This is a genomic window from Mesorhizobium huakuii (genome assembly GCF_014189455.1).
GTDB lineage: Bacteria > Pseudomonadota > Alphaproteobacteria > Rhizobiales > Rhizobiaceae > Mesorhizobium > Mesorhizobium huakuii_A.
In genome coordinates this window covers 6918519-6933493 of sequence record NZ_CP050296.1, presented here as the reverse complement: position 1 = coordinate 6933493, position 14975 = coordinate 6918519, and the positions used below count along the sequence as shown (strand labels likewise).

11 protein-coding genes and 2 pseudogenes are annotated in these 14975 nt (G+C 62.4%); 4 read left to right on the top strand and 9 right to left on the bottom strand.

The features are described from left to right. Positions 1-7 precede the first annotated feature (7 nt). The 8 genes and pseudogenes from HB778_RS33890 to HB778_RS33855 form a co-directional block, all read right to left on the bottom strand. Entirely contained in the window at positions 8-712 is a 705-nt protein-coding gene (locus HB778_RS33890; RefSeq protein WP_183460196.1) for a cytochrome c oxidase subunit 3, read from the bottom strand. Further along, positions 709-2478, bottom strand: a complete 1770-nt coding sequence (ctaD, locus tag HB778_RS33885; RefSeq protein WP_183460194.1) for a cytochrome c oxidase subunit I — start codon at positions 2476-2478, stop codon at positions 709-711. The genes HB778_RS33890 and ctaD overlap by 4 nt, the downstream gene beginning before the upstream one ends. 21 nt (positions 2479-2499) lie before the next feature. Next, positions 2500-3384, bottom strand: a complete 885-nt coding sequence (locus HB778_RS33880; RefSeq protein ID WP_183460192.1) for a cytochrome c oxidase subunit II — start codon at positions 3382-3384, stop codon at positions 2500-2502. Between the two features lie 222 nt (positions 3385-3606). Continuing rightward, positions 3607-4779, bottom strand: coding sequence for an NAD(P)/FAD-dependent oxidoreductase (locus tag HB778_RS33875; RefSeq protein WP_183460190.1), 1173 nt, complete (start codon positions 4777-4779; stop codon positions 3607-3609). A 56-nt stretch (positions 4780-4835) separates the two neighbouring features. Next, a pseudogene (locus tag HB778_RS33870) lies at positions 4836-5619 on the bottom strand (ABC transporter ATP-binding protein). After that, on the bottom strand, positions 5616-6335 hold the full coding sequence (locus HB778_RS33865; RefSeq protein WP_183460188.1) for an ABC transporter permease: 720 nt from the start codon (positions 6333-6335) through the stop codon (positions 5616-5618). Before HB778_RS33865 ends, HB778_RS33870 begins: the two are co-directional and overlap by 4 nt. Next, positions 6335-7048, bottom strand: coding sequence for an ABC transporter permease (locus HB778_RS33860; protein WP_183460186.1), 714 nt, complete (start codon positions 7046-7048; stop codon positions 6335-6337). Before HB778_RS33860 ends, HB778_RS33865 begins: the two co-directional genes overlap by 1 nt. A gap of 121 nt (positions 7049-7169) precedes the next feature. After that, positions 7170-8063 (bottom strand): transporter substrate-binding domain-containing protein, encoded by an 894-nt coding sequence (locus HB778_RS33855; protein ID WP_244661740.1) that lies wholly within the window; start codon positions 8061-8063, stop codon positions 7170-7172. Positions 8064-8312: 249 nt separating this feature from the next. Here HB778_RS33855 and HB778_RS33850 point away from each other — a divergent pair, with 249 nt between their 5' ends. Continuing rightward, on the top strand, positions 8313-9218 hold the full coding sequence (locus HB778_RS33850) for a LysR substrate-binding domain-containing protein (protein WP_183460184.1): 906 nt from the start codon (positions 8313-8315) through the stop codon (positions 9216-9218). A gap of 14 nt (positions 9219-9232) precedes the next feature. On the opposite strand, the gene HB778_RS33845 is transcribed toward HB778_RS33850, so the two are convergent. After that, positions 9233-9913, bottom strand: coding sequence for a GntR family transcriptional regulator (locus HB778_RS33845; protein WP_183460182.1), 681 nt, complete (start codon positions 9911-9913; stop codon positions 9233-9235). A 216-nt stretch (positions 9914-10129) separates the two neighbouring features. On the opposite strand from HB778_RS33845, the gene HB778_RS33840 reads away from it, so the two are divergent. The 3 genes and pseudogenes from HB778_RS33840 to HB778_RS33830 all read left to right on the top strand — a co-directional run bounded on the left by HB778_RS33840 (position 10130) and on the right by HB778_RS33830 (position 14970). Further along, the gene (locus HB778_RS33840) at positions 10130-11257 is read left to right on the top strand and encodes a sugar ABC transporter substrate-binding protein (RefSeq protein WP_183460180.1); all 1128 of its coding nucleotides are present in this window, start codon (positions 10130-10132) and stop codon (positions 11255-11257) included. 101 nt (positions 11258-11358) lie between these two features. Further along, positions 11359-12892, top strand: a pseudogene (locus tag HB778_RS43180) (sugar ABC transporter ATP-binding protein). Next, positions 12889-14970: an ABC transporter permease subunit gene (locus HB778_RS33830; protein ID WP_183460178.1), complete on the top strand. Its 2082-nt coding sequence runs from the start codon at positions 12889-12891 to the stop codon at positions 14968-14970. Before HB778_RS43180 ends, HB778_RS33830 begins: the two are co-directional and overlap by 4 nt. The last annotated feature ends 5 nt before the right edge of the window (positions 14971-14975 follow it).

The following is a 14975-nucleotide window of genomic DNA, read 5'->3' as shown; positions in this document are numbered from 1 at the left end:
CTATCTCCTAGGTCAGCAGTTGCCGGCAAATATCGATGAACGTCGCAGCCCAGCCGGCCAAAAGGGCGAAGATGGCCAGCCAGACGAAGAGCAGGAAATGCCAGTACATGGCGCAGAGTTCGACGCTTAGGCGCAGCCGCTGCGGCCGCACTCCGTTCCAGGCGCCGGCGGTCGTCCTGCCAAGACCGATCAGACCGCCCAGTATGTGCAGGCCATGCATGCCGGTGATCAGGTAGAAAAAGCTGTTGGCGGGATTGGCGCTGAGCAGGTAGCCGTCTTCGGTCAGTTGCTGCCACGCCACAAGTTGTCCGACCAGGAAGGCGATCGCGGTCAAACCGGCCGTGGCAAGGCCGAGCCGGACGTTGTCGATCTGGCCTTTGCGCGCGGCAAATACGGCGCATTGCAACGCGACGCTGCTCAGCACCAGCACGCCGGTGTTCAGCCAGAGCAGGCGCGGCAACGGCAGCGGCTGCCAGTCCGACACCGCCATCCGCATGAAATAAGCGCTGGTGAAGAGCGCGAACAGGCAGCCGACGACGGCGAGGAAAACGCCGAGGCCGATCTTGGCGGTGGGCAGCGCCGACCGGTCGAAGCCGACAATGTCGCTGGCCAGACCTTGTTCGAGCCATGGCTTCGCTGTCAGCCGCTGGTGCGAAAGCCACCAGCCGGCAAAGCCGGCGATCACGAGCAAGAAGACCAGGATGACACTCATGCCGGCTCCCTGGAGGGGGCGAAGGCGCCCGGCACGTTCTGCGGGATGAAGTCCTCCTTGGCACCCGGCACGCTGTAGTCGTAGGCCCAGCGGTAGACGATCGGCAGGTCCTTGCCGAAATTGCCATGCGCCGGTGGTGTTTGCGGCGTCTGCCATTCCAGCGTCGTGGCCCGCCACGGGTTGCCGCCGGCCTCGCGGCCATGGCGGATGCTCCAGATCAGGTTGAACAGGAAGACCATCTGGGCGAAGCCGACGATGAAGGCCATGATGCTGATGAACGAGTTCAGGTGATGGGCCGACTCCGTCATTATGGTCATGTCGGTCAGTTCGGCATAACGCCGCGGCACGCCCATCAGGCCGAGATAATGCATGGGGAAGAAAATCAGGTAGGCGCCGAGGAACGTGACCCAGAAATGGAACCGGCCGAGCGTCTCGTCGAGCATGCGGCCGGTGACCTTCGGGTACCAATGGTATATCGCGCCGAACACCACGATAATCGGGGCGACACCCATGACCATATGGAAATGGGCGACGACGAACATTGTGTCGGACAGCGGAACATCGACGACGACGTTGCCGAGAAACAACCCGGTCAGCCCGCCATTGACGAAGGTGACGATGAAGGCCAGCGCGAACAGCATCGGGATGGTAAGATGGATGTCGCCGCGCCATAGGGTCAGCACCCAATTGTATACCTTGATGGCGGTCGGAACGGCGATGATCAATGTCGTGGTGGCGAAGAAGAAGCCGAAATAAGGGTTCATGCCGCTGACATACATGTGGTGCGCCCAGACCACGAAGCTCAGCGCGCCAATGCCGACGATGGCCCAGACCATCATCCGGTAGCCGAAGATGTTCTTGCGCGCATGGGTGCTGATCAGGTCGGATACGATGCCGAAGGCTGGCAGCGCCACGATGTAGACTTCGGGATGGCCGAAGAACCAGAACAGATGCTGGAACAGGATCGGGCTGCCGCCATTGTGCGGCAGTTGCTCGCCCATCTCGGAGATCGCCGGCATGAAGAACGAGGTGCCGAGCGTGCGGTCAAGCAGCATCATCACGCAGGCGACGAACAGTGCGGGAAAGGCGAGCAGCGCCATGACGGTCGCGGTGAAGATGCCCCAGACCGTCAGTGGCAGGCGCATCATCGTCATGCCGCGCGTGCGGCCCTGCAGCACCGTCACGACATAGTTCAGGCCGCCCATGGTGAAGCCGATGATGAACAAGATCAGCGAGGAGAGCATCAGGATGATGCCCCAGTCCTGGCCGCCCGGCGTACCGGTCATGATGGCTTGCGGCGGGTAGAGCGTCCAGCCGGCACCTGTCGGTCCGCCCGGCGCGAAGAAGCTCGACACCAGAACCAGGACGGCGAGCAGGTAGATCCAGTAGCTCAGCATGTTGACATAGGGAAAGACCATGTCGCGCGCGCCGACCATCAGTGGGATGAGATAGTTGCCGAAGCCGCCGAGGAAGAGCGCGGTAAGCAGGTAGATCACCATGATCATGCCGTGCATGGTGATGAACTGGTAGTAGGCCTCCGGGGTGATGAAGTCGAACGTGCCGGGAAAGCCGAGCTGCAGCCGCATCAGCCAGGACAGCACCAGCGCCACAAGGCCGATCGACGTTGCCGTCGCCGAATACTGGATGGCGATGACCTTGGCGTCCTGCGAGAAGACGTATTTCGTCCACCAACTGTGCGGATGGTAAAGCTCCATCTCGCCGACTTCGGCGGGCGGAACGGCATCTGCGGGTGTTACGTCGACCATAGGAACACCTCCGTGTTCTTTTCAGCGAGACCCGACCGTTTCGAGCTGTGCTGCAACCTTCAAACCCGACGGCATCGTCCTGCCCGGCGTCTGGTCTGCCGAGCCTGTTTTCTGGGGCGCCGACAGTTGCGCGAAAGTCTGCTGCTGGCCGAGCCAGGCCAGGTAGTCCTGTTCGGTGTCGACCATGACCACGCCGTGCATCAGGGGATGGCCCTGGCCACATAGTTCGGCGCACAGGACCTGGAAGCTTCCGGTCCTGGTCGGGGTGAACCAGAAATAGGTGACCGAACCCGGGATCATGTCCATCTTGGCGCGGAATTCCGGTATGTAGAAATCGTGCAGCACGTCGATCGAGCGCAGCAGCACCTTGACCGGCTTGCCGACCGGCAGATGCAGGTCCGCCGCTTCGACCACGACATCGTCCTGGCCGTTGGGATCGCCGGGGATGACGCCGAGCGGGTTGTCAGCTGATACGTCGCGGGTGTCCGACGTGCCGAGCTTGCCGTCCTTGCCAGGCAAGCGGAAGCTCCACTGCCATTGCTGGCCGATGACCTCGATCTCGGTGGCGTCGCTCGGAACGTTGACGAAGCGGCTCCAGACGAAGAGGCCAGGAACCAGCAAGGAGGTTACGCCGACCGCGGTGACGATCGTCAGCCACGATTCCAGCCGCTTGTTCTCCGGTTCGTAGGCGGCGCGGTTGCCTTCCTTGTGCCGGAAGCGGAACACACAATAGGCCATGAAGAGAACGACGGCGGCGAAGACGACGCCGGTGATCCAGAACGTGATGATGATGGTGTGGTCGATATAGTCCCAGTTCGAGGCAATCGGCGTCCACCACCATGGGCTCAGGAAGTGGAACAGCACCGAGCCCACGACGATCAAAACGAGTACAAGCGCAATGGCCATGTCCCGTTCCTCCGGATATTTCGCGGCGCGCGAAGCAGGCCTGCGAAATACCAAGCCGCATCATGCTCGATTTTCGGTTGAAATTCCAGAGCCCACTATTTGATGTGCAAAACGTTGCTTTTCGCCGGCCGGAGCCCTGACGTCGATTTTGGCACGACGGTACTTCGAGGTCGACGGGTCTCGAACAGGGTGGCGTCCAATAGGACAATTGGAAGAGACGCCCTAGTTGGAACGCGGCGCCTGAAATCGTTTTCCCGAAAAGACCTCGAGCGCTTGCGGCTTTTCACCGCTGACGATCCACTCGGTAAGGTATTTGGCGAAGCCAAGGGCGATGGCGAAGCCATGGCCGGTCCAGGCGAACCCATAGATGGTGTTGTGCAAGGCAGCAGGCGTGTCGACGATCGGGATACCGTCAATCACACAACTCTCGACGCGGGAAGCATCGACCTTCAGGAAGGCGGACTCATCGATGAAGGGCAAAGTTGCGATGGCATCGGTCAGGCCGAGAGCTACGGAACTGAGCGATCCCTTCCAATGGCCCTCCGGCGTATGGGCAACGCTCTGGCCGCCTGAAAGCATCAACGTGCCATCCTGAAGCTGCTTCACCGACAGCTTGCGGTGAGCGTGACCGAGAAGGTGATTGATCTTCTTGCCGTGCGGGTTGGTGACGAACATCATCTGCGGCATCAAGCTGATGACAGGCATGATTTCCTGCGGCTGGAGAACCGGTTTTAGCAGCGGCAGCACGCCATTGTTGGCAAGGAGAACGAGTTTCTCGCCAACCGGCACAACCTCCCCACTCGCCAGCCTCACACCCGTTGCCCTGCCTTTGTCGTGGAGGATTTCGGTGACGCGCGTGCCTGTGCGCAAGCTCACCCCAGCCTTGCGCGCCTGTTCGGCGAAGGCCCGCGTGGCGAAGGCGTGATCGCACACGCCGTCATTCTGGCAGTAGACCGAACCGATCAGATCCCCCGACAATTCCGGCTCACGTTCCAGCGTTTCGTCCCGGCTGAGGAGTTGGGAAGGAACGCCAAGCGCGTTCTGTGTCATGGCCATGGCTTCCATGGTGCCGCGCACTTCATGCTCGTGAGCGCCATGCGGGATGTTGAAGAGATGAAGGCCGCCGATCCGGCGGTAGCCGACGCCGCCTTCGAACTGTTCCTGATATCTGGCCCAGAGCGGGAAGCTGACAGTCGCCATCGGCAGTTCGCGCAAGTCGCGGCCGTTTGCCCGCACGCCCCGTTCGCCGGAGCCGCCCGATGCGCCGGCCGCGATGTCGTTGGCCTCGAGCAGCGTGACGGTCCTGCCGGCCTGCGCCAGTTCATAGGCGAGGCTCGCACCGTAGATGCCGCCTCCGACGATCACGATTTCAGACGCGGTGGCCTGTGTGGTCATGCTGTCAGTTCCTTCTCGGATATTTTCGTGTGTATCGCATGCGTGGGAAAGTTGGCTTACTTCAAGCCGCCGCCGCCGGACAAAAATTGCCGGAAGCAGTCGGATCGGCCGGCGGTGAACATGTCGTGCGGAGAGCCTTCCGCCTCGACCGCGCCCTTGTGCAGGAACACGACCTTGCTGGAGACGTCCCTGGCGAAGCCCATTTCATGGGTGACGACCAGCATCGTCCTGCCTTCCTCGGCGAGCGCGCGCATGACACGCAGCACCTCGCCGACAAGCTCGGGGTCGAGTGCGGGAGGTAGGCTCGTCGAAAAGCATGACCTTCGGGTGCTGGGCCAGCGCACGGGCGATGGCCGCGCGCTGCTGCTGGCCGCCGGACAGATGGGCGGGATAATGATTGCGCTTCTCGGCAATGCCGACCTTTTCCAGCAACGCTTCAGCCTCCTCCACACAATCGGCGCGCGAACGCTTCTGGACGTGGATCGGGGCCTCGATCAGGTTTTCCAGGATCGTCATATGAGACCAGAGATTAAAGTTCTGAAACACCATGCCGATGCTTGCGCGCATGCGCTGCAACTGATGCCTATCGGCAGGCCGCGTCCTGCCACCCGCCTGTATCAACTGGATGCTCTCTCCGCCGACCTCGATCCGCCCGCTATCGGGCGTTTCAAGCATGTTGATACAGCGCAGCATGGTCGACTTGCCGGAACCGGAGGAGCCGAGGATGGAGACGACATCGCCTTCCATCGCCTCGAGTGAGATGCCTTTCAGCACCTCGAAAGCGCCGAAACTCTTGCGAAGCGCCGTCAGGCGCACGGCTGGTTTGAGCTGGTCAGTCATAAGGTTGCTCCTTGCCCGGATGCCGCCGCCGGAGGCGGTCTCAACTCGGCGCTCAGCGTATATTCGGCCCACTGGACGAGGCGCGTGACGACGAAATTCATGGACAGATAGATCGCGGCCGCCACGATCAGGATTTCGATGGCGCGGAAGGATTCGGAAATGAGCTGCGCCGCCAGGCCGGTCACCTCCATCAGCGTGATGATGGAGGCCAGTGCCGTCGATTTGATCATCAGGATGAATTCGTTGCCGTAGCCCGGCAGAGCGTGGCGCAAGGCAAGCGGGAAGACGATGCGGCGTTGGAGCGTGAAGCTCGACATGCCGCAGGCCCGCGCGGCCTCGATCTGGCCGGATGGAACCGACAGCAACGCACCGCGAACGATCTCGCTGGAATAGGCGGCGGTGTTCAAGGTCAGGGCGATGAGCGCGCACCAATAGGGTTCGCGCAGGAGAGGCCAGAGAAAACTGGTCCGCACGGCATGGAACTGGCCAAAACCATGATAGATCAGGAAAATCTGCACCAGCAGCGGCGTGGAGCGGAAGATGAAGACGTAGAATGACGCGGGCCAAGCCAGGAGCCGCAGACCTGACAACCGCGCCAAAGCGAGCATGACGGCCAGAACGGCGCCCAGCCCGACGGAGGACATTGCGAGCTGCAATGTCAGTGGCACCCCGGTCAGCAGCTTCAGCAATGTCTCGTACAGGAACGGAAGATCCATCAGGCCCGCCTCGCGCCGATTGTCAGCCGCGCCTCGGTCCGCCGCAGAAGCCATGTCGAGAACGACGAAATGGCCAGATACAGGACCGCGGCGGCGAAGAAGAAGGTGAAGGGCTGGCCAGTCGATCCGGCGCCGATCTGCGCCTGCCGCAGGATTTCCACGAGCCCGGTGACCGAGACGAGTGCGGATTCCTTGAGCACCAGCTGCCACACATTGCCGAGACCTGGCAGGGCGTGCCGCAGCACCAGCGGCGCGATGATGCGGCGAAACATCGTCAGGCGGGACATGCCGGCGGCGATCGCCGCCTCGATCTCTCCAGGCGAAACCGCGCGATAGGCGCCGCGCATGATCTCGGCCTGATAGGCGCCGGACACCAGCCCAATCGCCAGCGCACCGGCCATGAAGCCCGGCAGGCTGACGAAACCCGAAATGCCGAACAGGCCGGCCAGCGGTGTCAGGACCGCGCTTGAACCGAAGTAGAAGAGATAGATGACGAGAATGTCGGGTATGCCGCGAAGCACGGTGGTGTAGGCATCGGCGATCAAGCGTGGAAGAACGCCGCCTTTGATCTTTGCCCACGCGCCGAAGCTTCCCACCAGGAGGCCGAAGGCGTAGCCGGTCGATGCCACGGCAAGCGTCATCATCGCGGCTTGAAGCAGTGCCGCTCCCCAGCCGGCTTCGCCAAATCCCAGAACGAAATCGGAGGCTGTCATTGCGGTGGCTCGTCGCGCAGGGCGCAGCAGCGTGGGGCAGGGGTCATTGGCGGTTGGCATCCCTGAGACGAGTGTCATGGGGAATGCGAAGGCGACCCGGCGCGCCGGGTCACTCATCGCGTCAAGAGGCGACGATCGCGAAAAGACGCGAAGCGCTCGCGCTCGTTCGTTTCAATTCTTCACAGAGATATCGACGCCGAACCATTTTTTCCGTCAGCGCCTTGTTGAAACCGTCGGCGTTGACCGCATGGATGGCGGTATTGAACTTGTCCTTCAAAGCGGTGTCGCTCTTGCGCAAGGCCACGCTTGTCCCGCTGGCCAGGAGAAAAGTTGGTCCCACGAGTTCCGCCTCAGCCATGTCAGGCTTTTTCAGCGCCTCGGCGAGAACCGTGATGTTGGCCATTGTGAGATCTATGCGACCCGCCAGAAGATCGAGATTGGCCTCATCCTGCGTCTTGTAGGATCTGACCGTGACCGCGTCCTTCAGATACTCGTCGACAAATTTGCCTGCCGTCGTCGATCCCTGGATGCCGAGGACTTTTCCCTTGAGTGCTGCGTCGAGCTTTTCGACAATGTCCTTTGATCCGGAGGCCTTGTCGCGGAGATCGAATTTGTCATGCCAGGGCAGGGCCTGCGCCAAGCCGCTGCCCTTCAATGCCAGGAAAGCGTTGGGCGCGGTCGAGTATGGATCCGAAAACGCGGCCACTTTCTCCCTTTCGGGCGTTACGCCCATGGAGGCGATGATCGCATCGAATTTTCCGGCGTTCAGCGCCGGTAGCATCCCATCCCAGTTCTGCGCGACGACTTCGCATTGCGCCTGCATGCGCTTGCACAATTCCTTGGCAAGATCGATCTCATAACCGGCAAGCGTGCCGTCCGGGAGCGTATAGTTCCACGGCGCATAGGCGCCTTCGGTTGCGATGCGGATGTGGAGCGCGTCCTGCGCCGACGCCTCACCATTTGAGTAAAGGCCAGCCAGCGATACAGCCGCTGCCAGGATGATATTTCTGATCATGCGAAGCTCCCACTCTTGTTTTTGAAACGCCCGCAGCCTCGCCGCCGACGATAGGAAAAACCGATATCCTCACACGGGGCAGGCGAGGCATCGATCTTTTCCGCTGTTGGCGAGTGCCTATCCAGGACTCACTGGAGCGGGTTAGTCGCTCGACTAGAAAGGAAAGTTCCGACGTATTCCAATATGAAATGTTGTGCGGAATATAGCTTTTTCCTATAGATTTTGCCTCACTCGAGCCGGAGATCGCTGATGAAGTACAAGCAGCTTGAAGCATTTCGAGCCGTCATGGAGGCAGGAACGGTCACCGGCGCGAGCGAGGTTCTGCATATCGCCCAGCCTTCGGTCAGCGCGCATATCTCGAACCTGGAACATGCGTTGAAAATCCCGCTCTTCATTCGTCGGGCGGGACGTCTGGTTCCGACGGCGGAAGCCATGCTTCTCAATGAAGAGGTCGGGCGGATCGTCAAGGGAATGGCGAGGATACGGCGCCTGGCTGGAGACATCGGGCAGTTGGAAGCCGGGCGGCTTATGATCGGTGTCTATCCGGCGCTTGCCAGCATCGTCTTGCCGCGTTTCCTGAAGTCGTTTGCTGGTCTCCACCCGAAGGCGCGCATGGGCATCTTTCCGGCGGCTTCGCTGCGGATCACGGAATTGACGGCAAACAAGGAGATCGACCTCGGTCTCATTCAGATGCCGGTGGTCGATCCCGCCATCGCCTGCGATCTGATTTTCCAGACGGAATGCGTGTGTGTGGCGCCGCTCGACCATGCATTCGCCAATGACAGCGTGATTTTCGCGCCCCAGCTGGAAAGGCAGGAATTCATTGCGCTCGGCCGCGAGGACCGCACGCGACAGGACATAGAGCGTATCCTGGATCATGCCGGCGTTGCCGTCGACCATCGTTTCGAAACACCTTTCGCCGATACCGCATGCGCGCTGGTCGCGCAGGGCCTCGGCGTGTCGATCGTCGACCCGTTCTCGGCGACTCGATGGGCCGGCAAGTTGACGATACGTCCCTTCAGTCCCGGTCTTCTCTGCGACATCTACATGGTCAGAAACAGGGCTCAGGTCTCGTCCATGCTGCAACAGGCGTTCGAGCGGGAATTCCGAACCGCACTCGAGGAGAATGTTAGCGGAGGCGCACGCTTATTCTAGCCGGCTTCCAAATCCTATTTCAGCAGGTCGACCAGGACGTCGAAGGCAGCGTCGATATCGGCACGAATCGCCTGGCGGACGGCTTCGGCGTCGCGGTTGCGTAGCGCCGCATACATCGCCTGATGGTGCTCGTTGGCGGTCGAATAGTTTCCGGAGTCGTGCAGCATGTTGAAATAGGGGCTGATCTGCAGCCACAAATTCTCGATGATGTTGAGGATGTTTTCCGAGCCTGCCGCCCGGTAGATGGAGAAGTGAAAGGCGTAGTTGGCTCTGAGATAGGATTTGACGTCTCCCGCCGCATTGGCCTGTTCTAGGGCAGCCAGGTGCTGGCCAAGCTGCGCGATGCCTTGGTCGTCGATGCGTTCGGCCGCCCAGGCGGCAGCGATCGCCTCGATTTCGAAGCGGACATTCCGGAGATCGACCAGGCGCGCGCGGCTGAGTGCCGGGATGCCGATCGAGCGGCCTGAAACAACCATCAAGGCGTTGGCCGCCGTCAGCCGCCGCAACGCCTCCCGGACCGGCATCGGGCTGACTCCGAAGGCGTCGGCGAGACTTTGCACCGTCACCATCTCGCCAGGCACGATGCTGCCGTCGAGGATCAATTCGGTGACATGGCGATAGACCCTGTCCTGCAGGGTCTCCCTGGACAGGGGCACGATCTCGACACCAGGCTTCCTGAACGCCGCTCCGGCCATTTCCCAATCTTTCCGCGCAAAGGCCGCGCCACGACCCGTTCCCGGAATGCAGGGTTCCGGCTGTCGCGTCAAGCGTCCGCGCCTGTCGCTTTGCCGTCAAGTTATTTTATCATTGATCTTTGATCAAATGCTGATACGGTCGCCGACATCGAATGACAAGGGCCACGTCTCGTGCCCTTGGGAGGCATTCGGTCGTTCGTTTCGGGAGGAATTCACATGGGTATCGGATTGAAAGTCCGGCGGCTCGCGCTGCTGGCCGGCATGGCCGTATGCGCCTTTGGCATGTCGGCCGCCGAGGCAGCCGAAAAGCACAAGATCTTTCTCAGCATGAGCTACATCGGCAATGACTGGCAGGCTGAGGCGGCAAACATGGTCAAGGCCATGGCCGCTCACAAGAGCCTTGCCGACAAGGTCGACCTGCAGGTCCAGGTCGCCGGACCCAACGCACAACGCCAGATCCAGCAGATCAACGCCATGGTGCAGAGCGGCGCCGAGGCGATCGTCGTCTATCCGATCTCGCCGACCGCGCTCAATCAGGTCGTCAAGAACGCCTGCGACAAGGGCGTGAAGGTCTTTGCCTATGACGCAGAGATCACCGAGCCTTGTGCGTACAACGTCCACATTGACCAGCTGGAAGCGGGCAGGGTGACCGCCGAATGGCTGGTGAAAAAGCTCAATGGCAAGGGCAACATCATCGCCATTACGGGCGTTCCCGGAACATCGGTCGACGATCAGCGCACCAAGGCCGCCAAGGAAGTTTTCGCCAAATATCCCGACATCAAGATCGTCGGCGAGGCCGTCGGCATGTGGAGCCAGGCGGTCGCCCGCACCGAGCTTTCCAAGATCCTCGCAACGCGCAGCTGGAACGACATCAACGGGCTGTGGATGCAGGTCGGCTGCTTCACCGCAAACTCGATGCAACTCGAAGCCGGCAAGAAGGCGGGCGAACTCCTGCCTTGTGCCGGGGAGGGCTCCAATGGCGGCCGCATCCAGATGCTGCCGGAGGGCACCGACGTCGAAGGTTCGGCTCCGCCCTATGCACCGGCGGGCGCGCAACGTATTTCCTATGCCTCGCCACCTTATTCCGGGGCGCTGGCGCTAAAACTTGCCGTCGAGGCGATCGAAGGCAAGGACGTGCCGAAGACCACGATCCTGCCACTGCCTGTCGTCACCAATGAGACGATCAAGCTGTGCGATGAAGGCACCTGGGCGGAGATGAAGGCCGGCTGCAATGTCTTCAAGCCGTCGCTGGTCTCCAACCCCGGCTGGTTCGCTTCGATCTTTTCGGACCAGACGCCGGAGATCGGCCTCAACGCCGCCCTCGTCGGGCAACCGGAGAACTGAGCCTCCCCGGCAAGTCGCGACGATGTGCGGACCTTGTCCGCGCATCGTCGACCCGCGCCAATGCGTGGCGTCCCGAAAGTGCTAAGCCTGCGATCGAGGATATGACAGAACATTCCGCGCTCCCCGCCATCGAGATCGACGGCATCGGCAAGGCGTTCGGCGCGACTGTCGCGCTGGACGGCGTGTCGTTCCGCATCGCGCCCGGCAGCGTCCACGCGCTGCTGGGTGAGAATGGCGCCGGCAAGTCGACGCTGGTGAAACTGCTATCGGGGCTGGTGCGGCCAAGTGCCGGCCATATCAGGGTCTTCGGCAAGGAGATCGGCTACGGCGCGCCGCGCGCGGCACATGCGCTGGGCGTGCAAACGGCGTTCCAGGAGATGACCCTGGTGCGCGATCTCTCCGTCCTCGACAATATGCTGCTACCCTACGCCCCGGTCGGCGTCTCCGGCCTGATCAGGCGCAATGCCGCGCGCAAAGCTGTCCGCCGCCACATCGACGAGCTCGGTTTTTCCGTCGATCTCGACGCGGAGGTCAGCGAACTCGAGCTTTCCGTGCGGCAGAAGATCGAGATCGCGCGCGCCGTCTACCGCAAGCCGCGCATCCTGCTGCTCGACGAGCCGACCTCGACGCTCGCCGGTCGCGATGTCGACTGGCTGGGCGACATCATCGCCAGGCTGAAGGCGGCGGGCACCACTATCGTCTTCATCACTCATCGCATGCGCGAGGTGCGCGCCTTTTTGCGACACGCTGACGATCCTGAGGAACGGCCGCCACATCGTCACCGCGCCGGTCGCCGATGTTTCGGATGCCGACGTCATCGAAAAGATCATCGGCCGCAGCATCGAACAGACCTTCCCGCCCAAGCCCGACGGCGCCCAGGCTTTCGGCCCGCCGGTTCTTGGCGTGCGCGATCTCAAGGTCGGGCGCAAGCTTGACGGCGCGCGCTTCGACCTGCGCCAGGGCGAGATACTCGGCATTGCCGGACTGCAAGGCATGGGCCAGCAGGACCTGTTCCTGGCCTGCTTCGGCATGGCTGAAATCACCCGTGGCGACGTGCTTGTCGACGGCCGCAAGGTCTGGCTTGGCTCGCCTGCGGATGCGTTGCGGCCGAATATGGCCATCGGCCTCGTGCCGGAAGACCGCAAATCCGAAGGCCTGTTCCTGAAACTGTCGGGCAGCCAGAACGCCACTTTGCCCGTGGTGTCGCGCTTCACACGCTTCGGCCTTGTCGATGCCGCGGCCGAGATCCGCTCCGTCGAGGAGGCGTTTGCCACTGTAGAGGTCGACCGCCGCGCGCTGTGGACGCGGGCCGGGGCGTTTTCCGGCGGCAATCAGCAGAAGATCGCCATCGCCAAATGGCTGGTGGCGCAGAGCCGCATCCTGCTTCTGTTCGATCCCACGCGCGGCATCGATGTCGGCACCAAGCATGAGCTCTATGTGATGATGCGAAACTACGTCGCCGCCGGCGGCTCGATCCTGCTGCACTCGACCGAGATTCCCGAACTGGTCCACCAATGCGACCGGGTCCTGGTGCTCTATGACGGGCGCATCGCGGCCGAGCTCGAAGGTGACGCCATCACCGAACCCGCCATCATGCGGCCGGCGCTTGGCCATGCCGGGGACGAAGCCGCATGAGCAGCGCAGCAATTTCCTCTCCTGTTTCCACTGGCTTCGGGCTGCGCCGCGCGCTGACACGCCATCGCGGCGCGCTGATCGCCGCGGCCGTGCTCGCCATCCTACTTTCCATCGTCGACTGGATCAGTGCCGGGCCGCTGACCTATTTCGATGTGTCGTTCCTGTCGAGCGGCGGCGCGACCTCGGCGCTGGCGGCGATCGGCCAGACGATCGTCATCCTGTCGGGCGGCTTCGACCTGTCCGCCGGCGCGGTGATCTCGCTGGTCAATGTCGTGCTGGCATCGAGCGTGGACCCGATGGCGCCAGGCGCCAGCATCCTTTTGTGGACGGCCGTCGGCATCGGCGTCGGCATGGCGGTGGGCGCCTTCAACGGCTTCTTCATCGCGGTGCTGCGCATGCAGCCGATCGTGGTGACGCTGTCCACCATGTTCATCCTGCAAGGCGTGACGCTGCTGGTGATGGACAAGCCCGGCGGCTTCGTATCGCCCGATCTCGGCACCTTCTATTTGGGCGACGCAATCACCGGCTGGCTGCCAATGCCGCTGGTGGTGATCGGCGTCGTCTTGCTCGCCTGGTTCTGGCTGAAGGGAACCCGCTTCGGCACAGCGCTCTATGCTGTCGGCAGCGACCCGGATTCGGCTGCTGCCGTCGGCATCAATGTCGTTCTGGTGCGCTTTGCCGTCTATGTCATCGCCGGCGGCTGCTACGGCCTTGCCGGCGTGTTCATCAGCGCACAGACCGGCAGCGGCGACCCGCTGGTCGGCAATCCGCTGCTTCTGTCGATGTTCGCGGCGGTCGTGGTCGGCGGCACGCGGCTTGGCGGCGGGCAGGGCGGTCCGGTGGGCACCGTCTTCGGCGCCTATATCCTGATGATGGTGGTGAACATCCTGCTGGTGCTCAATGTGTCGGCCTACTATTCGACCATCGCGGAAGGCACCATTCTGGTGCTGGCGGCCCTTGCCGGATCCTTGTCTCATGCATCGGTGCTTGCCGTGCAGTTGCGTGCGGCCCGCGCCCGGATCGCCGCCCGGCGCGCCGGAATCTTGCCCTCGCAGCTCGAGCCGATCGACCGGCGGCTGAAGATCGCCGGACCGTCGAATGGCCCACGCGGTCCGGCATCGCCGCGCCCGGCTTTCCGCCTGCGCAATGCCGAGACGCTGCGCTATGCGCTGCCCGCCTATGTCTGCCTGCTCGTCATCGTCATCGTAACCCAGGTCTGGCTCGGCCGCGCCATCCTCAATCCGGGGTACTGGAATTCATTGCTCGTGCTGTCGTCCTTCCTCGCCGTGCTGGCGCTGGGGCAGGGGACGGTCATCCTGACCGGCGGCCTCGATCTTTCCGTGCCGTGGACGATCGGTATTTCCGGCATCATCCTGGCCGGCATGGTCAATGGCTCCGATGCTGCGCTGCTCTACGCCTTGCCGGTCGTGCTGATGATGGCCTGCGCCATCGGCTTCGCCAATGGCTTCGGCATCGCTTATCTCGGCATCTCGCCGATCGTCATGACGCTCGCCACCAACGGTATCCTGCAGGGTTTCGCGCTGATCTATTCGCAGGGAACGCCGGCCGGGTTTTCCTCGCCGATGCTGCGCTGGTTCATGACGGCCAAGCTCGGTTTCGCGACGCCGATCGTCCTGTTGATGATCATCTTTGTCGTCGGCGCGGTGCTGCTGCTTGGACGCACGCCGTTCGGGCGCCGGGTCTACGGTATCGGCAACGGGCTGCGCGTGGCGCGGCTGTCGGGCGTCGGCGTCGAGCGCACGCTGATCCTGGTCTACATGCTATCAGCCGTCTGTGCCGCCGTTGTCGGCATCATGCTGACTGGCTTCTCCGGCCAGGCCAGTCTTGGCATGGGCGACGATTATCTCTTGCCGTCGATTGCGGTCGTGGTGGTCGGCGGCGCGCTGATCACCGGTGGGCGCGGCCATTATCTCGGCATGCTCGGCGGCGTGCTGCTCTTGACGGCGCTGCAGATGCTGCTGGCCGGCACCACGCTGCCCTACGCCACCAGGGCAATTCTTTACGGGCTGGTCGTTCTCGGCGCCGTCATGGCGCTGCGCGAACGGCGGCTGCAATGAAAAGG